The sequence below is a fragment of the Blastococcus sp. SYSU DS0510 genome, assembly GCF_054050835.1.
Map to the genome: position 1 here is coordinate 251,532 of NZ_JBJHAC010000001.1, position 21,625 is coordinate 273,156.

The window sequence follows — 21,625 nt, forward strand, 5'->3', positions numbered from 1 at the left end:
GGGACCCTGCAGGGGGCCGTCGAACGGGGCCGGGTGGTGCGTTTCGGGCGACCGGGCAGGATGGTCCTCGTGACCGATGCCTGGGCGGCGCCGCACCACCCGTCTCCCGTCGACGCCGTCGTCACCCTGCCGGGGTCGAAGTCGCTGACCGCCCGCGCGCTCGTGCTGGCGGCGCTCGCCGACGGCCCGAGCCGGCTGGTGCGCCCGCTGCGGGCGCGCGACACCGACCTCATGGCCGCGGCGCTGCGGGCCCTCGGGGTCCGGGTCGACGACGACGGCGAGGACGTCGTCGTCACCCCCGGCGCGCTGCGGGGCCCGGCCACGGTCGACGCCGGGCTCGCCGGCACGATCCTGCGGTTCCTGCCGCCGGTGGCGGCGCTGGCCGACGGCGCGGTCCGCGTGGACGGCGACCCGCGGCTGCACGAGCGGCCGAACCGCGGGCTGATCACCGCGCTGCGCGACCTGGGGGTGCGGGTCGACGACGACGGCCGCGGCCGCGCCCCGTTCACCGTGCACGGCACCGGCCGGGTGCGCGGCGGCCCGGTCGAGGTCGACGCCGGGGAGTCCTCGCAGATCGTCTCGGGGCTGCTGCTCGCCGCGGCCCGCTTCGACGAGGGCCTGGACCTCGCGCTGACCGGCGGCGTGCCCTCGATGCCGCACGTCGAGATGACGGTGACCACGCTGCGCGAGCACGGCGTCGACGTCGCCGCCACCGACCGCGGGTGGCGCGTCGCGCCCGGGGCCGTCGCCGCCCTCGACCGCGTCGTCGAGCCCGACCTCTCCAACGCCGCCCCGTTCCTCGCCGCGGCGCTGGTCACCGGCGGACGGGTGACCGTGCGCGACTGGCCCGACGTCACCACCCAGCCGGGCGCCCACCTGGACCGGCTGCTCCCGGCGATGGGAGCCGAGGTGACCCGGACCCCCGAGGGCCTGCGGGTCACCGGCACCGGGGCGATCCGGCCGCTGGTCGCCGACCTCGGCGAGGTCGGGGAGCTGACCCCGGTGATCGCGGCGCTGTGCGCGCTCGCCGACGGCCCGTCCCGGCTCACCGGGATCGCCCACCTGCGGGGGCACGAGACCGACCGCCTGCAGGCGCTCGACGAGGTCCTCACCGCCGTCGGCGCGCGGGTGCGGCAACTGCCCGACGGGCTGGAGATCGAGCCCGGGCCCCCGCGGGCCGCGGTGCTCGACTCCTACGCCGACCACCGCATGGTCATGGCCGCCGCCGTCCTCGGCCTGGCCATCGAGGGCGTCGCGGTCACCGGCCCGGACGCGGTCACCAAGACCCTCCCCGACTTCCGGGAGCGCTGGGCCGGCCTGCTGGGCGAGCCGATCGGGGCCCTCTCCTGAGCGCGCAGCGCGGGGCCCGGCGCATGGACGAGGACGACGTCCGGGTCAGGCCCAGCCCTCGCGGCTCGCGCCCGCGCACGCGCACCCGGCCCACGCACGCCGACGCCGTCCCCGGCCTGGTGATCGCGGTCGACCGCGGGCGGATGACGGTGCGGGTCGAGGGGCCCGACGGCGCGCCGGTCGACGTCACGGCGATGCGCGCCCGCGAGCTCGGCCGGCACGGCGTCGTCGTCGGCGACCGGGTGCGGGTGGTGGGCGACACCAGCGGGCGCACGGACACCCTCGCCCGGATCGTGGTCATCGAGGAGCGGGCGACGTCGCTGCGCCGCACCGCCGACGACACCGATCCCACCGAGCGCGTGGTCGTGGCCAACGCCGACCTGCTGGTCGTCGTCACCTCGGTCACCGACCCCGAGCCGGCTTACGGCTTCCTCGACCGCTGCCTGGTGGCCGCCTACGCCGGCGGGCTCGAGCCGCTGCTGTGCCTCACCAAGACCGACCTCGCGTCAGCGGAGCCGCTGCTGGACCGCTACGCCGGGCTGAGCCTGGACGCGGTGCCGATGTCCCGGGAGCTCCCGCTGGAGGACCTCGTCGGCCGGCTGCGCGACCGGATGAGCGTCTTCGTCGGCCAGTCCGGTGTCGGCAAGTCCACGCTGGTCAACCGGCTGGTGCCCGACGCGCTGCGGGCGACCGGCGACGTCAGCAAGATCGGGAAGGGCCGGCACACGTCGTCGTCGGCGGTGCTGTTCGACCTGCCCGGCGGCGGGACGGTCATCGACACCCCCGGCATCCGCTCCTTCGGCCTGGCGCACGTCACCGCCGACGACGTCCTCGCCGCCTTCGAGGACATCGCCGAGGCCGCGACCGAGTGCCCGCCCGGGTGCGGGCACACCGCCGAGGACCCGGACTGCGCGCTCGACGCCTGGGCGGCCGCGGGACCGCCCGCCCGGGAGCAGCAGCTGGCCGCCCTGCGGGTCCTGCTCGGCGCGGTGGGCCAGGTCGGCCCCGGCTACTGAAAGGACCCCGTCCCCCTCACCCCTCGCTCCGCTCGGGGCGAGCCTCTGGACGGGGCCGTTCCAGCACGTCACCACGCTCGGCGCGAGCCTCCGGACGGGGCCGTTCCAGCACGTCACCAGCGCCGCCGGCGGGGCTCGACGAAGAGGTCGTCGGCCATCGGCTCGTCGACCGCCTCGATCCGCAGGTCGTGGCCCCGTCCCGCGTTGTCGCCGCCGAGGGCCTCGGTCAGCACGCAGACGCCGGTCTGCACGTCCAGCCGCACCCGGTAGGCGTCCGGGTACTCGTCCAGGATGTGCTCCGGGTGGTCGCGGTACTCGTCCAGGTCCACCTCCCGCGAGCGGAGCAACGGGCAGCAGCCGCAGCGCGGCTCGTAGGCGTCGGTCGGCCGGACGACGGCCTCCCAGGCCGCCCGCCCGGCGTGCTCGACCTCCGCCAGGGACAGCACGTCCAGGGCAGCCACCAGCGCGTCGGTGTCCGGATCACGGCCGTCGGCGAGCTCCGCCGGGTCGAGCATCGCCACCCAGTGGTAGTCCTGGTGCATCGGGTCGTCGAGGGCGTGGTCCCACGCCTCGCGCCGCTCCGCCACCAGCCCGTCCGGCCGGAGCCGGGGCCGCGGCTCCGCCTCCCGCGCCGGCTCCCGGACCAGCTGCAGCGGCGCACCGTCGACCGTCTCGACGCGGAGCAGGTCCGGACGGCGCAGCCACGCCCGGACGGCACCGGGCTTCCACCTGTCCCCCGGCCAGCTGACGGAGAACCGCAGCGTCGACCAGCGCCACGGTGAGGAGCGCGCGAGGGCGGCGAAGGTGTCGGGTGACGGGCGGAGCACCGGAGGAGTCTGCGGCCCGATCGGCTCCGGCGTCGAACGACTTGTCACCATCACCGCCTGTCGACCCGTCGAGGTGTCGACCGCGGGGTCAGACCTCGACCCGGCCGCCGCTGCGCCAGTAGATCCCTGCCTCGCGGGTGAGGAACTGCTCGTCGACGAGGTACCGGCGCAGCGCCGCGACGTCCGGGTGCCAGACGGCGAGCAGCGCGTTGACCTCCCGCTCCGGGTAGCGCACCCCGGGTTCGAAGACCCGCACCAGGTGGTCGAGGACGACCAGCCGCTTGCTCCGCTGCGAGGGGATCGACACCAGTCGGCCGTCGCGCACGAACGCCGAGAGCACCGCGTCCTCCGCCGGGTCGTCCGACAGCGGCTGGGGTGCGGGCGCGGCCTCGGCGGCGGCCCGCGCGGCGGCGCCGAACCGCTCGGTGCGCAGCGCCAAGGCGTGGCCGTCGCGGTGCACCAGCCCCGCGCGCGCCAGCCGACGGGCCGCGAGCGCGACGTCCTTGAGCCCCAGCCCGGTCGCCTCGGCGACCTCCTCGATCGTGCCGGCGCCGAGCGCCAGGGCCGCGACCACCTTGAGCCGCACCGGGTCCGCGAGCAGCCCCGCGATCGTCGCCGCGTCCACACCCCGACGGTAATCGGTGCATCGGCGGCGGACCGCCGGGTAGGGAGCGGGGCATGGTGAGCCCGATCGACATCCAGAAGGCCCTGGCCGGCATGGACTACCCCGCGAGCAAGGACGACATCGTCAAGCACGCCGAGCAGCACGGGGGCGACGGCGAGGTCGTGGACGCGCTCAAGAAGATCGAGGACCGCGAGTACGAAGGACCCAGCGGGGTCAGTTCCGCCGTCTTCGACTGACGCACCGCTAGGTTGGGTGCCCATGACGTCGGGTCGGGGCTTCTCAGAGGACATGCGGCTGGCACACGTGCTGGCCGACCAGGCCGACTCGATCAGCATGGACCGGTTCAAGGCCCAGGACCTCACGGTCGACACCAAGCCCGACCTGACGCCGGTCACCGACGCCGACCGGGCCGTCGAGGAGCAGCTGCGCATCACGCTCGGCCGCGCGCGCACCCGGGACGCCGTCCTCGGCGAGGAGTTCGGCACGACCGGCCACGGATCGCGCCGGTGGGTGCTCGACCCGATCGACGGGACGAAGAACTTCGTCCGCGGGGTGCCGGTCTGGGCCACCCTCATCGCGCTCTTCGACGGCGACGAGGCGGTGGTCGGCCTGGTCTCGGCGCCCGCGCTGAACAAGCGGTGGTGGGCGGCCAAGGACGTCGGCGCCTGGACCGGGCGCCGGCTGGAGTCGGCCACCCGCTGCCGGGTGTCGGAGGTGTCGCAGCTCGGTGACGCGAGCCTCAGCTACTCCAGCCTCTCGGGCTGGGAGGAGCGCGGCGGGTTCGACGGCTTCCTCGACCTCACCCGCTCGGTGTGGCGCACCCGCGCCTACGGCGACTTCTGGAGCTACGTGCTGCTGGCCGAGGGTGCGGTCGACATCGCCTGCGAGCCCGAGGTGTCGCTGTGGGACCTCGCGGCGCTCGACGTGATCGTCCGGGAGGCCGGTGGCCGGTTCACCGACGTCACCGGCGTCCCCGGGCCCGCCGGCGGCAGCGCGCTGGCCACCAACGGCCGGCTGCACGACGCCGCCCTGGAGCGGCTGGGGCAGACCGAGACGGTCCACCAGCTGACCTCGTCCCCGCCGGTCCCGCCGTCCTGATCAGGCGCGGGACGGCTCCACCACCGGGCCGGCCACGCGTGCGGGGACGACGTCCGCGCCGGCACCTCGGGCGGCCAGCAGCGCCGCGCCGACGGCCGACGCGCTGCGCAGGTGCAGCACGCGCACCGGGCGCCGCAGCTCGTCGGCGAGCAGCTGCTGCACGAGCCCGGTCCGGGCGCCGCCACCGGTGACCACCACCGGGACGCCGTCGTCGGGCGGCTCGAGCAGCGCCGTCGCGGCGCCGACCGCCCGGACGACGCCCTCGACCGCCGCCCGCGCCAGGTGCGCTCGCGTGGTCCCCGGGTGCAGGCCGTCCCACCCGGCCCGGTCCCCGGGCCCGGCCACGCCGCCGCGCTCGCCGGTGAGGAAGGGCCGGAAGACCGCACCTCCCGCATCCGGCACCGACGCCGCGGCCGCGAACAGCTCGGGCCAGGAGAGGCCGAGGACACCGCACACCCAGGCCCAGGCCGAGCCCCCGTTGCGCAGCGCCGCCATCGCGTACCAGCCGCCCTGCGCGTCGGCGTAGCCGTGCACCGCCGGCTCCTCGACCGGACGCGGGGACCAGCCCGGGCGCAGCACCTGCGCGCCGGTGCCCAGGTTCACCTGGAGCCCCGTGACCGTGCCCGCCGCGAGCAGGGCCAGCGGGGTGTCCGCCGCACCGACGACGACCGGCACCTCCCCGAGCGGCAGCGCCGCGACGCCCACCACCTCGCTGCCGGGCCGGACCGCGGGGAGCAGCCGCGGCGGCACCCCCGCGGCCGCGGTCGCCGAGGGCGACCAGCCGTCCGCGGGGACGTCCCAGAGCAGCGTCCCCGAGGCGTCGCTGCGGTCGGTGACCGGCGGGCTGCCCGGCAGGAGGGTGAGTCGCAGCGCGTCCTTGGGCAGCAGCACGGCTGCGGCGCGGTCGAGGACCTCCGGCTCGTGGCGGGCGAGCCAGGCCAGCACCGGCCCGGTCATCCCCGGTACGAGGGGGTTGGCCAGCGCGGCGCGGTCGGCCGCGGGGAGCGCCCGCCAGTCGGCCAGCTCACCGCTCGCCCGGGCGTCCGGCCAGAGCACCGCCGGCCGCACCGGCGCACTGGCGGCGTCGACCAGCACGGTGCCGTGCATCTGGCCCGACAACCCCAGCGCCCGCACCCGCGCGCCCCCGAGCGCCGGGGCGAGGTCGGCGAGCGCCCGGTCCAGGGCGCGCCGCCACACCGCCACGTCGATCTCGGCGCGGTCCGGGGCCGGCCGGTCGTAGCCGTACGGGGACTCGGCCTCGGCCACCACCGCGCCGCCGTCGTCCAGCGCGACGAGCTTCAGCCCGCTGGTGCCGAGGTCCGCGCCGAGGAACACCCCGCCCACGGCGCCGGTCAGCGCTCCGGGCTGTCGCCGTAGGCGTAGCTGCTGTCGACGTACCGCCCGCCGACGGCCGCCCCCGGCGGGGCTATCGCGTCGAGCCGGGCGAGGTCCTCGGCCGAGAGCTCGACGGCGGCCGCGGCGACGTTCTCCTCCAGGTAGGACCGGCGCTTCGTGCCGGGGATCGGCACGACGTCGTCGCCCTGCGCGAGGACCCAGGCCAGCGCCAGCTGGCCGGCCGTCACCCCCTTCTCCGCGGCGAGCTCGCGGACGGCGTCGACCAGCCGGAGGTTCGCCGCGAACGCCTCTCCGGTGAAGCGCGGGTGGCCGCGCCGCCAGTCGTCCGCGCCGAAGTCCTCGGGGCTGCGGATCGCCCCGGTCAGGAAGCCGCGGCCGAGCGGGCTGAACGGCACGATCCCGATGCCGTGCTCCCGCGCGACCCCGAGCACCTCCTCCTCGAGGTCGCGGGTCCACAGCGACCACTCGCTCTGCAGCGCCGCGATCGGGTGCACGGCGACCGCCCGGCGGATCGACGCGGCGCTGGCCTCCGACAGCCCGAGGTGGCGCACCTTCCCCTCGGCCACCAGCTCGGCCATCGCACCGACGGTGTCCTCGATCGGCACCCGCGGGTCCACCCGGTGCTGGTAGTAGAGGTCGATCACCTCGACGCCGAGCCGGCGGAGGCTCGCCTCGGCGCAGGCCCGCACGTTCTCGGGGCGGCCGTCGATCCGCACTCCGCCGTCCGGGGTGCGCGACAGGGAGAACTTCGTCGCCAGCTGGACCTCGTCCCGGCGCCCGGCGATCGCCTCGCCCACCAGCTCCTCGTTGTGGCCGCTGCCGTAGACGTCGGAGGTGTCGAGAAAGGTCACGCCGAGGTCGAGGGCCCGGTGCACGGTGGCGATCGACTCCTCGCGGTCGGCGGCGCCGTACATCTGGCTCATGCCCATGCAGCCCAGACCGACAGCGGAGACGGGAAGCCCGTCACGGCCGAGCGTGCGGGTGGGGACGGCGGAGAGCGGGGCGGCGGGCATGCCCCGCATCCTGGCCCCTCAGCGGTCGCGCCCGCCACCGCCGCCGTTTCTTTGCCGGGTCGACGGGTAGCCGGAGCGGGCACCGATCGAACCGGAGGACCCCGATGAGTTCCAGCCGCACCCGTCCCGGTCCGCGCCGCAGCGCCCGCGTCCTGGGCCTCGCCAGCACCGGCCTGGGGGTCGCCATGCTGCGCGACCCGAAGGGCGTCGCCCGGTTCTCGGGGGTCGACGACTCGGCCACCGCGCTCTCGGTGATCCCGCTCGTCGGCGCCCGCGAGCTGCTGCACGCCCTGCCGCTGCTCGCCGGCCGGCCGGGGTGGGCCTGGACCCGGGTGGCCGGCGACGCCGTCGACCTCACCGCGATGGGGGTGGCCCTCTCGCACCGCGGTGGGGAGCGCGGGCGCCGGCTCCGCAACGCCACGGTCGCCGTCGCCGGGCTCGCCGCCCTCGACCTGCTCACCGCCGTGCGCGCGAAGCGGCGGGGCAGCCGCAGCGACGCCCGCGAGCTGCTGCCGACCTCGGCCCCGTGGAAGAGCGCGATCGACGTCTCCGCGGCCACCACGGTGAACAAGCCGCCGCACGACGTCTACGCGCGCTGGCACGACTTCTCCCGGCTCCCCGAGTTCATGGCGCACGTGCGCGAGGTGAGCACCACCGGCGTCGGGCGCTGGCGCTGGGTGGCCGAGGCGCCGGGCCGGCGCACCGTGCAGTGGGAGGCCGAGGTGGTCGAGGAGTCCCCCGGCGAGCGGATCCGCTGGCGGTCGCTGCCCGGCGCGGACATCGAGAACGCCGGCGTCGTCGAGTTCCGCCCGGCACCCGGGGACCAGGGCACCGAGGTGCGCGTGCGGCTGGCCTACGCGCAGCCCGGCGGCAAGGCGGGCAAGGCCGTGGCGAAGCTGTTCGGTGAGGCCCCCGACCAGCAGATCCGCGACGACCTGGCGCGCTTCAAGCAGATCCTCGAGACCGGGCAGGTGGTCCGCTCCGAGGGCACCCCCGAGGGGCCGCTGGCCCGCCGGCTGGCGAAGCAGCAGCCCGCCGCGCCCCGCTCCTGACCCCGCCGACTCCCGGAAGGACCACCCCCGTGCGCGCCACCCAGTGGATGGGCAAGAACCACGTCGAGGTCAACGAGGTCCCCGACCCCGTACTGCTCAACGACCGCGACGCGATCGTGAAGGTCACCTCCACCGCGATCTGCGGCTCCGACCTGCACCTGTACGACGGGTTCATCCCCACGATGAAGAAGGGCGACATCCTCGGCCACGAGTTCATGGGCGAGGTCGTCGAGGTCGGCAAGGGCGTCTCGAACCTGCGCGTCGGCGACCGCGTCGTCGTGCCGTTCCCCATCGCCTGCGGCGCGTGCAACGCCTGCGAGCGCGGACTGTTCTCCGTCTGCGAGAACTCCAACCCGAACGCGGGCATGGCCGAGAAGCTCTGGGGCCACTCCCCCTGCGGCATCTTCGGCTACTCGCACCTGGTGGGCGGCTACCCGGGTGGCCAGGCCGAGTACGCGCGCGTGCCGTTCGCCGACGTCGGCCCGCTGAAGGTCGAGGACGACCTGACCGACGAGCAGGTCCTCTTCCTCACCGACATCTTCCCCACCGGCTACATGGGCGCGGAGATGTGCGACATCTCCGGCGGCGACGTCGTCGCGGTGTGGGGCGCCGGGCCCGTCGGCCTGTTCGCGGTGGCCAGCGCGAAGATGCTGGGCGCCGAGCGGATCATCGCCATCGACCGCTTCGACTACCGGCTGGACAAGGCGCGCGAGGCCGGCGCCACCGACGTCCTGAACTACGAGGAGGTCGACGTCCTGGATGCGCTGAACGAGCTCACCGCAGGCCGCGGGCCCGACGGCTGCATCGACGCGGCCGGGCTGGAGGCCACCCACCCCACCGCCGCGGTCGACGCCTACGACCGGGCGAAGACGGCGGTGATGGCCGAGACCGAGCGGCCGCACGCGCTCCGCGAGGCGATCATGGCCTGCCGCAACGGCGGCACCGTCTCGATCATCGGGGTCTACGGCGGGCTGATGGACAAGTTCCCGGTCGGCTCGCTCATGAACCGGTCGCTGACCGTGCGCACCGGCCAGGCCCACGTGCATCGCTACCTGAAGCCGCTGTACGAGAAGATCCGCGACGGCGAGATCGACCCCACCTTCCTCATCTCGCACACGCTGCCGCTGGACCAGGCGCCGCGGGGCTACCGGATGTTCCGGGACAAGGAGGACGACTGCACCAAGGTGGTCCTCAAGCCCTGACCCCGCCCCGTCTGGTGGGATGGACGCCAGACCGGGCCGGCGACGCGGCCGGCCCGGCTCCGAGGAGGACGCCACCGTGCAGTACGCCGAGTCCGTCGTCGACCTGGTCGGCAACACCCCGCTGGTCAGGCTGTCGTCGGTGACCCGCGACCTGGGCCCCGACGCGCCGCTGGTGCTGGCCAAGGTCGAGTACCTCAACCCCGGCGGCTCGGTGAAGGACCGGATCGCCGTGCGGATGGTCGACGCCGCCGAGGCCAGCGGTGAGCTGAAGCCGGGCGGCACGATCGTGGAGCCGACCAGCGGCAACACCGGCATCGGCCTGGCGCTGGTCGCCCAGCAGCGCGGCTACCGCTGCATCTTCGTCTGCCCCGACAAGGTCGGGCAGGAGAAGATCAACGTGCTCAAGGCCTACGGCGCCGAGGTGGTGGTGTGCCCGACCGCCGTCGACCCCGCCGACCCGCGCTCGTACTACTCGGTGTCCGACCGGCTCAGCCGGGAGACCCCCGGAGCCTGGAAGCCCGACCAGTACTCCAACCCGAACAACCCGCGCTCGCACTACGAGACGACCGGGCCGGAGATCTGGGCGCAGACCGACGGCCGCATCACCCACTTCGTCACCGGGGCCGGCACCGGCGGCACGATCAGCGGCGTCGGCCGCTACCTCAAGGAGGCCTCGGCGGGCCGGGTGCAGGTCATCGGCGCCGACCCCGAGGGCTCGGTCTACTCCGGCGGCACCGGCCGTCCGTACCTGGTCGAGGGCGTCGGCGAGGACTTCTGGCCGAGCACCTACGACCAGGAGGTCGCCGACGAGATCGTCGCGGTCTCCGACGGCGACTCCTTCGCCATGACCCGCCGGCTCGCCCGCGAGGAGGGGCTGCTGGTCGGCGGCTCCTGCGGCATGGCCGTGGTCGCCGCGCTGCGCGTGGCCGAGCGGCTCACGAAGGACGACGTCCTCGTGGTGCTGCTGCCCGACGGCGGCCGCGGCTACCTGGGCAAGATCTTCAACGACGCCTGGATGGCCGACTACGGCTTCGTCGAGGCCACCGGCGGGGAGACCGTCGGGGAGCTGCTGCACACCAAGTCCGGCGAGACGCCGACGCTGGTGCACACGCACCCGAACGAGACCGTCCGCGACGCCATCGACATCCTGCGCGAGTACGGGGTCAGCCAGCTGCCCGTGGTCCGGGCCGAGCCGCCGGTGACCGCCGGTGAGGTCGTCGGCTCCATCGACGAGAAGACGCTGCTCGACGCGCTCTTCGCCGGCCGCGCCTCGCTCGCCGACCGGGTGGAGAAGCACATGAGCCCGCCGCTGCCGATCGTCGGCTCGGGCGAGGCGGTCAGCGCCGCGGTGGCCCAGCTGGGGTCGGCCGACGCGCTGCTGGTGCACGTCGACGGCAAGCCGGCAGGCGTGGTCACCCGGCAGGACGTGCTCGGGCACCTCGCCGGCGTGTCGTCGGCCGGCCGCGCGCCTACGGTCGAGCGATGACCGGCTTCAACACCCGCGCCATCCACGCCGGGCAGGAGCCCGACCCGGCCACCGGCGCGGTCATCCCCCCGCTGCACCTCACGACGACCTACAAGCAGGACGGCGTCGGCGGGCTGCGCGGCGGCTACGAGTACAGCCGTAGCGGCAACCCGACCCGCGACGCGCTCCAGGCGCAGCTCGCGGCGCTCGAGCAGGGCACCACGGCGCTGGCGTTCGCCTCCGGCCTCGCCGCCGAGGACGCCCTGCTGCGCACGGTGTGCCGGCCCGGTGACTCGATCGTCCTGGGCGGGGACGCCTACGGCGGGACCTTCCGGCTCATCTCCCGGGTGCTGGAGCCGTGGGGGGTCGGCTACCGGCCGATGGACCTCGGCGACCTCGACGCCGTCCGGGATGCCTGCGCGCCGCAGACCACCCGGGTGATCTGGTGCGAGACGCCCACCAACCCGCTGCTCAACATCGCCGACGTCGCCGCACTGGCGGGGATCGCGCGCGAGACCGGCACCGTGCTCGTCGTCGACAACACCTTCGCCTCGCCCTACCTGCAGCAGCCGCTCACCCTCGGCGCCGACGTCGTCGTGCACTCGACCACCAAGTACCTGGGTGGTCACTCCGACGTCGTCGGCGGGGCGCTGGTCACCGGCGACGCGGAGCTCGGCGAGCGGCTGGCCTACAACCAGAACGCGATGGGCGCGGTCAACGGCCCCTTCGACGCCTGGCTGCTCATGCGTGGCATCAAGACGCTCGGCGTCCGGATGGACCGGCACTGCGCCAACGCCGCGCGGATCGCCGACTTCCTGCTCGGGCATCCGAGGGTCGCCTCCGTGCTCTACCCAGGCCTGCCCGACCATCCCGGCCACGCGATCGCGGCGAAGCAGATGTCGGGCTTCGGCGGGATGCTGTCGTTCCGGCTGCGGGACGGCGAGGAGGCGGCGCTGGCCGTCTGCGAGCGGACCGGGCTGTTCACGCTCGCCGAGTCCTTGGGCGGCGTGGAGTCGCTGATCGAGCACCCGGGCCGGATGACCCACGCCAGCGCCGCCGGCTCCCCGCTGGAGGTGCCGGCCGACCTCGTGCGGCTCTCGGTCGGCATCGAGGACGCCGACGACCTCCTGGCCGACCTGGAGCAGGCGCTGGGCTGACCCTCAGGACCCCGGTGCGGTCGGCCCGACGATGAACAGCGGGTGGAAGTGCTCGACCACGGGGAACGGGTCGTAGAAGGAGTGCAGCAGGCGCCGCCACTCCTGGTACCCCGGCGAGCCGCGGAAGCCCTCGGTGTGGTCCTCGATCCTGCTCCACTCGACGAGCAGGAGGAAGACGTTCTCCCGCTCCACGCACCGGGACAGCATCAGCCGCCGGAAGCCCGGTGCGGCGGAGATGATCGGGGCTGCGGACCGGAACGCCGCCTCGAACTCGTCCTCGCGGCCAGGGGTCACGGACAGCTCTGCGTGCTCGAGGATCACGGCCTGCACCGTACGGCCCGCTGGAGCGCCGCGGCGGCGGCCCTCAGCGCGGGGCGGTGAGGATCCTGGGGCCGTCCTCGGTGACCGCGACCGTGTGCTCGACGTGCGCGGCCCGGCTGCCGTCGGCGCTGCGCAGGGTCCAGCCGTCGGCGTCCACGGTGTAGTCGTCGGAGCCGCCGGCGAGGAACCAGGGCTCGATCGCGATGACCAGCCCCGCGCGCAGCGGCACGCCCCGGCCGGCGCGGCCCTCGTTGGGCACCGACGGCGCCTCGTGCATGGTGCGCCCCACCCCGTGCCCGCCCTGGTCGGTGTTGATGCCGCACCCGCCGGCCCGGCCGACCGCGCCGATCGCGGCGGAGATGTCGCCCACGCGGTTTCCGACGACGGCCGCCGCGATCCCGGCCTCCAGCGCCCGCTCGGTCGTGGCCACCAGCGCGAGGTCCTCGGGCCGCGGCGTGCCCACCGGGAAGGTGATCGCGGCGTCGCCGACCCAGCCGTCGAGCACCGCACCGGCGTCCACGCTGAGCAGGTCGCCGTCCTCGAGGACCTCGGGGGTCGGGATGCCGTGCAGCGCGACGTCGTTCACCGACAGGCACAGCACCCCGGGGAACGGCGGGGTGGTCGACAGCGGTGCGTAGCCCAGGAAGGGCGACGTGGCGCCGGCGTCGGCCAGGACGTCGCGGGCCACGGCGTCGAGCTGGGTCAGCCGCACGCCCGGCGCCGCGATCGCCCGCACCGCGGCGTGCATGTCGGCGACGACCGCGCCGGCGGCGCGCATCGCGTCCAGCTCGCCGGGGGTGCGGAGTTCGATCACGGTGGTCCTCCTCGGGTGCTCCCGGCAAAGCTATCCCGGCATGGCGAGGACCCCGTGCTCGTCCCCCTCGCACGCTGCGCGCGAGCCACCGGACGGGGCCGGGCAGCCCAGAGCCCCGTCCGGAGCGATCGCTCTCTGCCCACGCCGGCGGGGCGGAGACCGACCGGCCCGGGGCGCCCGGTGGCCGCCCTCGCAGCCGCGCCGTCGGGGGCGTTCGAGGACGACGCCGGCACGGTACGGAGGAGCGGGTGACCTCCCCGCGCCTGACCGTCGTCGTCGCCACCCGGAACCGGCGGGGATCCCTGCTCCGGTCGCTCGCCCGCCTCGACGGCGACGCCCACCCGGTGGTCGTCGTCGACAACGGCTCCTCCGACGGCACGGCGGCGGCCGTGCGCGCCGGGCACCCGGGCGTGACCGTGGTCGAGCTGCCGGAGAACCGCGGGGCGGTGGCCCGCACCGTCGGCGTCCAGCGGGCCGGCAGCCCCTACGTCGCCTTCGCCGACGACGACTCCTGGTGGGAGCCGGGCGCCCTCGACCGCGCCGCCGACCTGCTCGACGACCACCCCCGGGTTGCCCTGATCGCCGGCCGCGTGCGGATGGCCGCCGACGGGTCGCTCGACGCGGTCACCCGCAAGCACCGGACCGCGGTGCTGGGGACGACGCCCGGCGGCCCGGGGCCCGACGTGCTGAGCTACCCGGCCTTCGCCACGGTGGTCCGCCGGGAGGCGTACCTGTCGGTCGGCGGGTTCTCGCCGCTGCTGTTCTTCGGCGGCGAGGAGCACCTGCTGGCGCTGGACCTCGCGGCGGCGGGCTGGCAGCAGAGCTACGCCGACGACGTCGTCGCCTGGCACGCCCCGGCCGGTCCCCCGGTCGTCTCGCCGCAGCGGTGGGCGCTGCAGACCCGCAACGACCTGCTCGTCGACTGGCTGCGCCGCCCGCTGCCGGTGGCGCTGACCGCGACGGGCCGGCTGGCGCGGCGGGCGCTGTCGGATCCCGCGGCGCGGGCAGCGCTGCGCGGCTGGGCCCGCCGGCTGCCCGCTGCGCTGCGGCAGCGGCGGCCGGTCCCGGCGGAGGTGGAGCGGCGGTTCGCCCTGGCGCAGCGGCCGCTCAGCGCCCCAGCCGCTCGGTGAACCACCGCCGCGCGTCCTCGCTCCCGGCGGCGCCCCGGCTCCGGGACCGGGCCACCGCTCCGGCGAGCTCGCCGGACAGGCAGCGGGACAGCGCCTCGTCCAGGACCTCGGCGGTGACCTCCTCGGCGTCCAGCACCAGCGGCCACTCCAGCGCTCGCGCCTGGCCGGTGACCTTGGCACCGCCGGCGATCGGGTCGCACGCGACGACCGGGCGGTCGTGCTTGAGCCCGAGGACCATGCCGTGCAGCCGCATGCTGACGACGGCGTCGCACCGCCGCAGCAGGGCCTCCACCTGGGCGGGGCGGCGGGGATGCGGCTTGTCGTACAGGTCGGTGTCGATCGGGAACCACGGCAGGGCCCGGGCCGCGAGCCACTCCTCGATCACGCCGCGGACCCGGTCGGCCCGGCTGCGCTCGCCGTACTCCCCCTGCACCGGGGCGAACGCCACCGCGAGCACCGGGGCATCGGCCACCGGGACCTCGATCGCGAGGTCCGGCCGGGTCACCCCCGCGGCGTCGCGCTCCCAGACGGCGTCGAACATCTCGCGGGCCGAGTCGTCGACGACGGAGACGTTGACCGCCCAGCGCCGGACGCCGGCGAACGCCGCGGTGAGCTCCGGCAGGGGCGGCAGGTCGCCGATGGGGCCGGTCGTGAAGACCAGGTGGGTGTAGTCGGCCGGGTCGACGTCCCGCCAGTGCACCCCCCGCTCCAGGTAGGGCGCCCAGGCCACGTCGTGGTCGACGCCGAGCTCGGTCAGCCAACCGGTGACCGCATCGGCTCCCAGCTCGTCGCCGACGGTGGCGACCACCTCGTCGAAACTGAACCAACCCGCCACGAGAACACGCACGACCTCCACCTTCGCAGCCGGGCGCCCGGCCGGCACCCGCTGGGAAGGGGAAGCGGGTCCGAGGGGTTGTGCCGGTCACCCCTGACCCACGAGGAGCCGCCGTGACCACCACCGACCGCGACCGCGACCTGCCGGCCCTCGAGGCCGAGCGCGACCGGATCCGCGCCGCACACCTGCGCCCGGCCGGAGCCCGCCCGGCCTCCACCGCCCGCGGCCTGCACCACACGGCGCTCATCAGCAGCGACGTCGAGCGGACCGTGCGCTTCTACCAGGACGTGCTCGGCTTCCCGCTGACGGAGCTGATCGAGAACCGCGACTACCCGGGGTCCTCGCACTTCTTCTTCGACATCGGGAACGGCAACCTGCTGGCGTTCTTCGACTTCCCCGGCCTCGACGTCGGGCCCTACGCGGAGGTGCTGGGCGGCCTGCACCACATGGCGATCAGCGTCGACCCGCAGCGCTGGGAGGAGCTCGTCGGCCGGCTCACCGAGGCCGGCGTCGAGCACGAGGTGCACAGCGGGGTGTCGGTCTACTTCCGCGACCCCGACGGCGCCCGCATCGAGCTCATCGCCGACCCGCTCGGGGAGATGTACGGCAGCAAGGTCCTGTGAAGGAGGACCCCGTCCTCCTCACCGCTCGCACGCTCGCGGCGAGCCTCGGGACGGGGCCGTCAGCGCTCCGGATCGGCGACGAGGTCGGCGTAGTCGGGGTGCCGCTCGATCCAGCCGGCGACGAACGAGCAGCGCGGCACCACCGACCCGCCCCGTGAGCGCACCTCGTCGAGGGCGGCCCGCACCAGCGTGCTGCCCAGGCCGGACTCCCCGGCGTCCGGGTCCACCTCGGTGTGGGTGAACACCAGGGTGTCGCCGCGGCGCTCGTAGGCGGCCAGGCCCAGCACGCGGTCGCCGTCGCGGATCTCGAAGCGGTCGGACTCGGGGACGTCGGTGACGGTGGTCTCCATGCCCGCGGTCAACCTCGGGCGGGGGCCGGCTGTTCCGCCACCAGCTGCAGGGCGCGGGTCGGGCACTGCCGCACCGCCTCCTCGGCGTCGCGCAGCTCACCGCCCTCCGGGTGCGGGCGCAGGACCGTCACCGTCCCCTCGTCGCCCACCTCGAAGAGGTCCGGCGCCAGCGCCTCGCAGGCGCCGGCCCCCACGCAGCGCTCCAGGTCGGCCTCCAGGCGGCTCACGGGCGCTCCGTGAGCCGGGCCGGGAGCCGCTTGAGCCCGTTCACGAACGACGACCGGAGCTGGGCGGGCGGTCCGGTGACCTCGAGGTCGGGCAGCTGCTCGAAGACCCGGGCGAAGGTGACCGCCAGCTCCCGCCGGGCCAGGTGCGCGCCCAGGCAGAAGTGCGGCCCCTTCGACCCGAACCCGACGTGCGGGTTGGGGTCGCGTGCCAGGTCGAAGCGGTGCGGATCGGCGAAGACCGCGGGGTCGCGGTTCGCGGCGGCGTAGAAGAGGAGGAACTTGTCCCCCGCGGCGAACCGGTAGCCGTCGAGCTCCCCGTCGCGGGTGGCGGTGCGCCGCATCCAGGTGATCGGGCTGGTCCAGCGCACGATCTCCTCGACCGCGGTGCGGGTCAGGCCCGGGTCGGCGACCCAGCGGGCCCGCTGGTCCGGGTGCTCCTGCAGCGCCAGCAGCCCCTGCGAGATGGCGTTGCGGGTGGTCTCGTTGCCTGCCACCAGCAGCAGGATGAAGAACGAGGCGATCTCCTGGTGGGTCAGCCGCTCGCCGTCGACGTCGGTGGTCACCAGGGCCGTCGTGAGGTCGTCCCGGGGCTGCTCCACCCGTTCCGCGGCCAGCCGCTCCATGAGCGCGGCGAGCTCGATGCCGGCCATCAGGACGCCGGTGAGCGGGTCGTCCTCGTCCTCCACGAGCTCCGGGTCGCCGCCGGAGAGGATGACGTTGGACTTGGCCAGCACCATCGCCCGGTCCTGCTCGGGCACGCCCATCATGTCGCAGATGACCCGCAGCGGGATGGGTGCGGCGAGGTCGGCGACGACGTCGAAGGTGCCGTCGCCCGCGGCCGCCTTCCGCCGGACCTGCGCCAGGACCTCGTCGACGATGCCCGCCACCGAGTCGACGACCCGCTCCAGCATCCGCGGCGTGAACGTCTTGGCCACGATGCGGCGGATCTTGGCGTGCCGCGGGTCGTCCATGCTGATCAGCGAGCCGTAGAACTCGTTGAGGTCGGCAGGGATGTCCTGGATGGACACCGCCCCCTCGCCCGAGCAGAAGACGGCGGGCTGGGAGCTGATCGCCTCCAGGTCGGCGTAGCGGGTGATCGCGTGGTAGCCCGGGCCGCTGGCCAGGTTCGGGATCTCCGGCTCGGCGAAGAAGGCGAACGGCCGCTCGGCGCGGAGCCGGTCGAAGACGGCGTGCCGCTCGGTCGGCGGGCGCGACCAGAAGTCGCGGTCGGACAGGTCGATGCCGAGGTCGGCGGCGCCCACCCTGCGCGGCTGCGGAGCGGTTCCCGGTGCTGGTGCGGCGTCGACGGACACGAGCGGTCCTCCCTGGGCGGCGTTCGTGCCCCGCACGTTAGAGAGAATCGTGGTGACACACAACACACCTCCGCGAGGGCCGCCCCGGGCAGATGCACGAAGGCCCGGTCACCAGGGTGACCGGGCCTTCGTCGTGGTAGCGGGGACAGGATTCGAACCTGCGACCTCTGGGTTATGAGCCCAGCGAGCTACCGAGCTGCTCCACCCCGCGTCGGTAGCTCCCACCATACACCCCTCCGCGTCCCGCCTGCGGCGACCCTCGCGCGCGGCACCACGTCGGCGACGACACTGTGGGGAGCCGCTCGTCCCTGGAGGTCCCGTGTCCCAACCCCCCGCCGGCCTGCACAACCTCGATCTGCTGGCGATCTACTGCAACGACCACCTGGCCGCCTCCACCGGGGGCATCGAACTGGTCCGGCGGATGCTGGGCGTGCACGAGGGGACCGAGTACGCGCCGAGGCTGGAGCAGCTGCTCACCGAGCTCCACGAGGAGAAGGCCGCGCTGCGCGGGATCATGGAGACCCTCGGGCTGCCGGTCCAGCGGCACAAGCAGGTCGCGCTGTGGCTCGGCGAGAAGGTGTCCCGCCTGAAGCTCAACGGCCGGCTCCTCACCCGGTCCCCCCTCAGCGACCTCGTGGAGTTCGAGTTCCTCGCCTCCGCCGTCCGGGCCAAGCGCAGCGGCTTCGAGACCCTCCGGGAAGTCGCCGACGCCGACGAGCGCCTGGACAAGGAGCTGCTCGACGGCCTGGTGGAGCAGGCCAACCGGCAGCACAGCTGGCTCACCACGACCCGGCGCGAGGTCGCCGCCCGGGTCTTCGGCGGGAACGACCACGCCTCCGACGAGGCCGCCGGCGACTGACGGAGGTCCTCCGAGCCCCCGCAACGGGGTTTGCCGCCGGAGCCCGTCGAACACACCGGAGGGGGACCGACGGCGCCGCGGAGCGCTGCGCCGACATCGTGCGGCCGGGCCCGGCCCGCGCCGCGCCGAACGCGGGAGGTGTCTGCCGTGCGCGGAACGGGAGCAGCCGGGAGCGGCCGGGTCGTCGTCGTGACCGGGGCCAGCGGTGGGATCGGCAGGGCCACCGCGGTCGCCTTCGCCCGGAGGGGTGACCGGGTGGCCCTGCTGGCACGTGGCGAGACCGGCCTGGCCGGAGCCGCGGCGGACGTCCGGGCCGCCGGCGGGACCCCGCTGGTGATCCCGGTCGACGTCGCCGACGCGGCCGCCGTGGACGCCGCGGCGAGCCGGGTCGAGGACGAGTTCGGGCCGATCGACGTCTGGTGCAACGTCGCGTTCAGCACGGTCTTCGCGCCGTTCGAGCAGATCACCGCCGCCGAGTGGGAGCGCGTCACCCAGGTCACCTACCTGGGCTTCGTGCACGGGACGATGTCGGCGCTGCGGCGGATGAAGCCCCGCGACCGCGGCGTCATCGTCCAGACCGGCTCGGCGCTCGCCTACCGCGGCATCCCCCTGCAGAGCGTCTACTGCGGCGCCAAGCACGCCGTCAAGGGCTTCACCGAGTCGCTGCTCACCGAGCTCCGGCACGACGGCAGCAACGTGCACGTGACGATGGTGAACCTGCCCGGCGTCAACACCCCGCAGTTCGACTGGGTGCTCAACAAGCTCTCCGAGCGTCCCCAGCCGGTGCCGCCGATCTACCCCGTCGACATGATGGCCGAGGCGCTCGTCCACGCCAGCGAGCACCCGCGGCGGCGCGCGTGGTGGGTCGGCAACCCGACGGTGTGGACGATCCTGGGCAACAAGGTCTGGCCGCAGTTCCTGGACCGCTACCTGGCCCGCAACGGCTACGACGGGCAGCAGCGGGGCGTGAAGGCCTCGCCCGACGACCCGGTGAACCTGTGGGAGCCGGCCGACGGGCGCGACGGGCGGGACTTCGGCGCGCAGGGCAGCTTCCGCAACCGGACCCGCTCCTGGGACCCGCAGATCTGGGCCGGCCGGCACCACGGCACGCTGGCCGCGCTCGGCACCGGGGCAGTAGCCACGGGGCTGGCCGCGTGGCGCCGTACCCGCTGACGATGGCGCCACGGATCGAGGACTACGCGCTCATCGGTGATCTGCAGACCGCTGCGCTCGTGGGCCGCGACGGGTCGATGGACTGGTTGTGCCTGCCCCGGTTCGACTCCCCCGCCTGCTTCGCCGCGATGCTCGACGACGAGCGGGCGGGGCGCTGGCAGCTCGGCCCGGCCGACGGGGCACCGTGCACCCACCGGCGCTACCGCGGTGACTCGCTGATCCTGGAGACCGAGTGGGAGACCGCCGAGGGCACGGTCCGCGTCGTCGACCTCATGCCTGTCCGCGGCGAGGGGGCCGAGGTCGTCCGGCTCGTCGAGGGGCGGTCCGGCCGGGTCCGCATGCGGTCGGAGCTGCGCCCCCGGTTCGACTACGGGCACGTGCGGCCCTGGGTGCACGAGGACGACGACGGCGACCTGGTGGCGATCGCCGGGCCCGATGCGGTGTGGCTGCGGACACCGATCGCGCAGGAACGGCGGAGCGGGACGGCGATCGCCGAGTTCGAGGTCGCCGGCGGGGACCGGGTGCCGTTCGTCCTGAGCCACGGCCCCTCGTACCGGCCGCGCCCCCGTCCGGTCGCGGCCGACCGGGCCCTGGCCGACACCGAGGCCTTCTGGGCCGACTGGGTCGCCCGCTCGAACTACACCGGCCGCTGGGGCGAGGCCGTCCGCCGTTCACTGGTCACCCTCAAGGCGCTGACCTACGCACCCAGCGGCGGCATCGTGGCCGCGGCCACCACGTCGCTGCCCGAGGAGCTCGGGGGCGTGCGGAACTGGGACTACCGCTTCACCTGGCTCCGGGACGCGACCTTCACGCTGCAGGCGCTCCTCGGCTCCGGGTACGTCGCCGAGGCCAGGGCGTGGCGCGACTGGCTGCTGCGGGCCGTGGCCGGCGACCCCGCCGAACTCCGCATCATGTACTCCCTGGACGGCACCCGGAGGCTGCCCGAGCAGGAGCTGACCTGGCTGGCCGGGTACGAGGGCTCCCGGCCGGTCCGCGTCGGGAACGCCGCCGCGGGCCAGTTCCAGCTGGACGTCTGGGGGGAGGTCCTCGTCGGGCTGCACCTCGGCCGGTTGGCCGGGCTGCCCAGCACGGAGGACGCCTGGGCGCTGCAGCGCGGGCTGATGGACTTCCTGGAGTCCCACTGGGACGAGCCCGACCACAGCCTCTGGGAGGTCCGGGGGCGGCCTCGCCACTTCGTGCACAGCAAGGTCATGGCCTGGGCAGGTGTCGACCGGGCCGTCCACGCGGTGCAGGACCTCGGGCTCGACGGGCCGCTGGACCGCTGGCGGGCCCTCCGGGCGGAGATCCACGCCGACGTCTGCGCCCGGGGGTACGACGCCGAGCGGGGGACGTTCACCCAGTTCTACGGCTCCCGCGGGCTCGACGCGGCCCTGCTGCTCATCCCGCGGTTCGGTTTCCTGGACTGGGGTGACCCCCGTCGTCGGCACGGTGGAGGCCGTGCGGCGGGAACTGTCCGAGGACGGTCTCCTGCTGCGCTACCGGACCGGCACCGACGGCGGGGTGGACGGCCTGCCCGGCGCGGAGAGCACCTTCCTCGCCTGCAGCTTCTGGCTCGTCGACGCCCTTGCCGGGATCGGTCGCCGCGCGGAGGCCGAGCAGCTGTTCGAGCGCCTGCTGGGGCTGCGCAACGACGTGGGCCTGCTCAGCGAGGAGTACGACACGGGGTGCGGCCGCCACATGGGCAACACCCCGCAGGCGTTCAGCCACGTCGGGCTGGTCAACGCCGCGCGCCACCTCAGCGGCACCCACCCGGCCGAGGAGCCCGACGGGCACCCCACCGGGATCGGGTAGGCCGGCG

Annotated in this window: 23 protein-coding genes, 1 tRNA gene and 1 pseudogene; 14 read left to right on the top strand and 11 right to left on the bottom strand. The window is 75.0% G+C overall.

Going from position 1 to position 21,625, the window contains the following annotated elements:
- Positions 1-69: 69 nt before the first annotated feature.
- Positions 70-1,350, top strand: a complete 1,281-nt coding sequence (aroA, locus tag ACI79P_RS01245) for a 3-phosphoshikimate 1-carboxyvinyltransferase (protein WP_456579222.1) — start codon at positions 70-72, stop codon at positions 1,348-1,350.
- A gap of 23 nt (positions 1,351-1,373) precedes the next feature.
- Positions 1,374-2,366: a ribosome small subunit-dependent GTPase A gene (rsgA, locus tag ACI79P_RS01250; RefSeq protein WP_456579223.1), complete on the top strand. Its 993-nt coding sequence runs from the start codon at positions 1,374-1,376 to the stop codon at positions 2,364-2,366.
- A gap of 113 nt (positions 2,367-2,479) precedes the next feature.
- On the opposite strand, the gene ACI79P_RS01255 is transcribed toward rsgA, so the two are convergent.
- Positions 2,480-3,193 (bottom strand): hypothetical protein, encoded by a 714-nt coding sequence (locus tag ACI79P_RS01255; protein WP_456579224.1) that lies wholly within the window; start codon positions 3,191-3,193, stop codon positions 2,480-2,482.
- A gap of 88 nt (positions 3,194-3,281) precedes the next feature.
- Positions 3,282-3,818 (bottom strand): DUF2087 domain-containing protein, encoded by a 537-nt coding sequence (locus ACI79P_RS01260; protein WP_456579225.1) that lies wholly within the window; start codon positions 3,816-3,818, stop codon positions 3,282-3,284.
- A gap of 53 nt (positions 3,819-3,871) precedes the next feature.
- Between ACI79P_RS01260 and ACI79P_RS01265 the strand changes: the two genes are divergently transcribed.
- Both ACI79P_RS01265 and hisN read left to right on the top strand, forming a co-directional pair.
- Positions 3,872-4,054, top strand: coding sequence for a DUF2795 domain-containing protein (locus ACI79P_RS01265; RefSeq protein WP_456579226.1), 183 nt, complete (start codon positions 3,872-3,874; stop codon positions 4,052-4,054).
- A gap of 22 nt (positions 4,055-4,076) precedes the next feature.
- Positions 4,077-4,916 carry a histidinol-phosphatase gene (gene hisN, locus ACI79P_RS01270; RefSeq protein WP_456579227.1) on the top strand — a complete coding sequence of 280 codons (840 nt, stop codon included), beginning with the start codon at positions 4,077-4,079 and terminating at the stop codon, positions 4,914-4,916.
- Here hisN and ACI79P_RS01275 read toward each other — a convergent pair whose 3' ends face one another.
- Together ACI79P_RS01275 and ACI79P_RS01280 are read right to left on the bottom strand one after the other, a co-directional pair.
- On the bottom strand, positions 4,917-6,260 hold the full coding sequence (locus ACI79P_RS01275; RefSeq protein ID WP_456579228.1) for an FGGY family carbohydrate kinase: 1,344 nt from the start codon (positions 6,258-6,260) through the stop codon (positions 4,917-4,919).
- An 8-nt stretch (positions 6,261-6,268) separates the two neighbouring features.
- Positions 6,269-7,285 (bottom strand): aldo/keto reductase, encoded by a 1,017-nt coding sequence (locus tag ACI79P_RS01280; RefSeq protein ID WP_456579229.1) that lies wholly within the window; start codon positions 7,283-7,285, stop codon positions 6,269-6,271.
- A gap of 104 nt (positions 7,286-7,389) precedes the next feature.
- Between ACI79P_RS01280 and ACI79P_RS01285 the strand changes: the two genes are divergently transcribed.
- From ACI79P_RS01285 to ACI79P_RS01300, 4 genes are read left to right on the top strand one after another with little or no spacing between them, the layout of a single operon-like run.
- Positions 7,390-8,337: an SRPBCC family protein gene (locus tag ACI79P_RS01285; RefSeq protein ID WP_456579230.1), complete on the top strand. Its 948-nt coding sequence runs from the start codon at positions 7,390-7,392 to the stop codon at positions 8,335-8,337.
- Positions 8,338-8,366: 29 nt separating this feature from the next.
- Entirely contained in the window at positions 8,367-9,539 is a 1,173-nt protein-coding gene (locus ACI79P_RS01290) for a zinc-dependent alcohol dehydrogenase (protein ID WP_456579231.1), read from the top strand.
- A 19-nt stretch (positions 9,540-9,558) separates the two neighbouring features.
- Complete coding sequence (locus ACI79P_RS01295) at positions 9,559-11,025, top strand: cystathionine beta-synthase (RefSeq protein ID WP_456579232.1); 1,467 nt, start codon at positions 9,559-9,561, stop codon at positions 11,023-11,025.
- Complete coding sequence (locus tag ACI79P_RS01300) at positions 11,022-12,161, top strand: cystathionine gamma-synthase (protein WP_456579233.1); 1,140 nt, start codon at positions 11,022-11,024, stop codon at positions 12,159-12,161. The genes ACI79P_RS01295 and ACI79P_RS01300 overlap by 4 nt, the downstream gene beginning before the upstream one ends.
- Before the next feature lie 3 nt (positions 12,162-12,164).
- On the opposite strand, the gene ACI79P_RS01305 is transcribed toward ACI79P_RS01300, so the two are convergent.
- On the bottom strand, positions 12,165-12,482 hold the full coding sequence (locus ACI79P_RS01305; RefSeq protein ID WP_456579234.1) for an antibiotic biosynthesis monooxygenase family protein: 318 nt from the start codon (positions 12,480-12,482) through the stop codon (positions 12,165-12,167).
- A 43-nt stretch (positions 12,483-12,525) separates the two neighbouring features.
- Positions 12,526-13,296, bottom strand: a complete 771-nt coding sequence (map, locus tag ACI79P_RS01310) for a type I methionyl aminopeptidase (protein WP_456579235.1) — start codon at positions 13,294-13,296, stop codon at positions 12,526-12,528.
- 248 nt (positions 13,297-13,544) lie between these two features.
- Between map and ACI79P_RS01315 the strand changes: the two genes are divergently transcribed.
- Complete coding sequence (locus tag ACI79P_RS01315) at positions 13,545-14,426, top strand: glycosyltransferase family 2 protein (protein WP_456579236.1); 882 nt, start codon at positions 13,545-13,547, stop codon at positions 14,424-14,426.
- On the opposite strand, the gene ACI79P_RS01320 is transcribed toward ACI79P_RS01315, so the two are convergent.
- On the bottom strand, positions 14,404-15,273 hold the full coding sequence (locus ACI79P_RS01320; RefSeq protein WP_456579237.1) for a polysaccharide pyruvyl transferase family protein: 870 nt from the start codon (positions 15,271-15,273) through the stop codon (positions 14,404-14,406). The genes ACI79P_RS01315 and ACI79P_RS01320 overlap by 23 nt on opposite strands.
- 101 nt (positions 15,274-15,374) lie before the next feature.
- On the opposite strand from ACI79P_RS01320, the gene ACI79P_RS01325 reads away from it, so the two are divergent.
- Positions 15,375-15,884 carry a VOC family protein gene (locus ACI79P_RS01325; protein WP_456579238.1) on the top strand — a complete coding sequence of 170 codons (510 nt, stop codon included), beginning with the start codon at positions 15,375-15,377 and terminating at the stop codon, positions 15,882-15,884.
- 59 nt (positions 15,885-15,943) lie between these two features.
- On the opposite strand, the gene ACI79P_RS01330 is transcribed toward ACI79P_RS01325, so the two are convergent.
- The 4 genes from ACI79P_RS01330 to ACI79P_RS01345 form a co-directional block, all read right to left on the bottom strand.
- Positions 15,944-16,234 carry a GNAT family N-acetyltransferase gene (locus ACI79P_RS01330; RefSeq protein ID WP_456579239.1) on the bottom strand — a complete coding sequence of 97 codons (291 nt, stop codon included), beginning with the start codon at positions 16,232-16,234 and terminating at the stop codon, positions 15,944-15,946.
- A gap of 8 nt (positions 16,235-16,242) precedes the next feature.
- The gene (locus ACI79P_RS01335) at positions 16,243-16,461 is read right to left on the bottom strand and encodes a ferredoxin (protein WP_456579240.1); all 219 of its coding nucleotides are present in this window, start codon (positions 16,459-16,461) and stop codon (positions 16,243-16,245) included.
- Positions 16,458-17,774, bottom strand: coding sequence for a cytochrome P450 (locus tag ACI79P_RS01340; RefSeq protein WP_456579241.1), 1,317 nt, complete (start codon positions 17,772-17,774; stop codon positions 16,458-16,460). The genes ACI79P_RS01335 and ACI79P_RS01340 overlap by 4 nt, the downstream gene beginning before the upstream one ends.
- Before the next feature lie 134 nt (positions 17,775-17,908).
- Positions 17,909-17,985 (bottom strand) — tRNA-Met (locus ACI79P_RS01345).
- Between the two features lie 108 nt (positions 17,986-18,093).
- Here ACI79P_RS01345 and ACI79P_RS01350 point away from each other — a divergent pair.
- The 4 genes and pseudogenes from ACI79P_RS01350 to ACI79P_RS01365 all read left to right on the top strand — a co-directional run bounded on the left by ACI79P_RS01350 (position 18,094) and on the right by ACI79P_RS01365 (position 21,618).
- The gene (locus ACI79P_RS01350) at positions 18,094-18,633 is read left to right on the top strand and encodes a hypothetical protein (RefSeq protein ID WP_456579242.1); all 540 of its coding nucleotides are present in this window, start codon (positions 18,094-18,096) and stop codon (positions 18,631-18,633) included.
- Positions 18,634-18,780: 147 nt separating this feature from the next.
- Positions 18,781-19,806, top strand: a complete 1,026-nt coding sequence (locus ACI79P_RS01355) for an SDR family oxidoreductase (protein ID WP_456579243.1) — start codon at positions 18,781-18,783, stop codon at positions 19,804-19,806.
- A 2-nt stretch (positions 19,807-19,808) separates the two neighbouring features.
- Positions 19,809-21,179: pseudogene (locus ACI79P_RS01360) on the top strand (glycoside hydrolase family 15 protein); the annotation flags it as partial.
- A 55-nt stretch (positions 21,180-21,234) separates the two neighbouring features.
- Positions 21,235-21,618 (top strand): glycoside hydrolase family 15 protein, encoded by a 384-nt coding sequence (locus tag ACI79P_RS01365; RefSeq protein ID WP_456579244.1) that lies wholly within the window; start codon positions 21,235-21,237, stop codon positions 21,616-21,618.
- Positions 21,619-21,625: the final 7 nt, after the last annotated feature.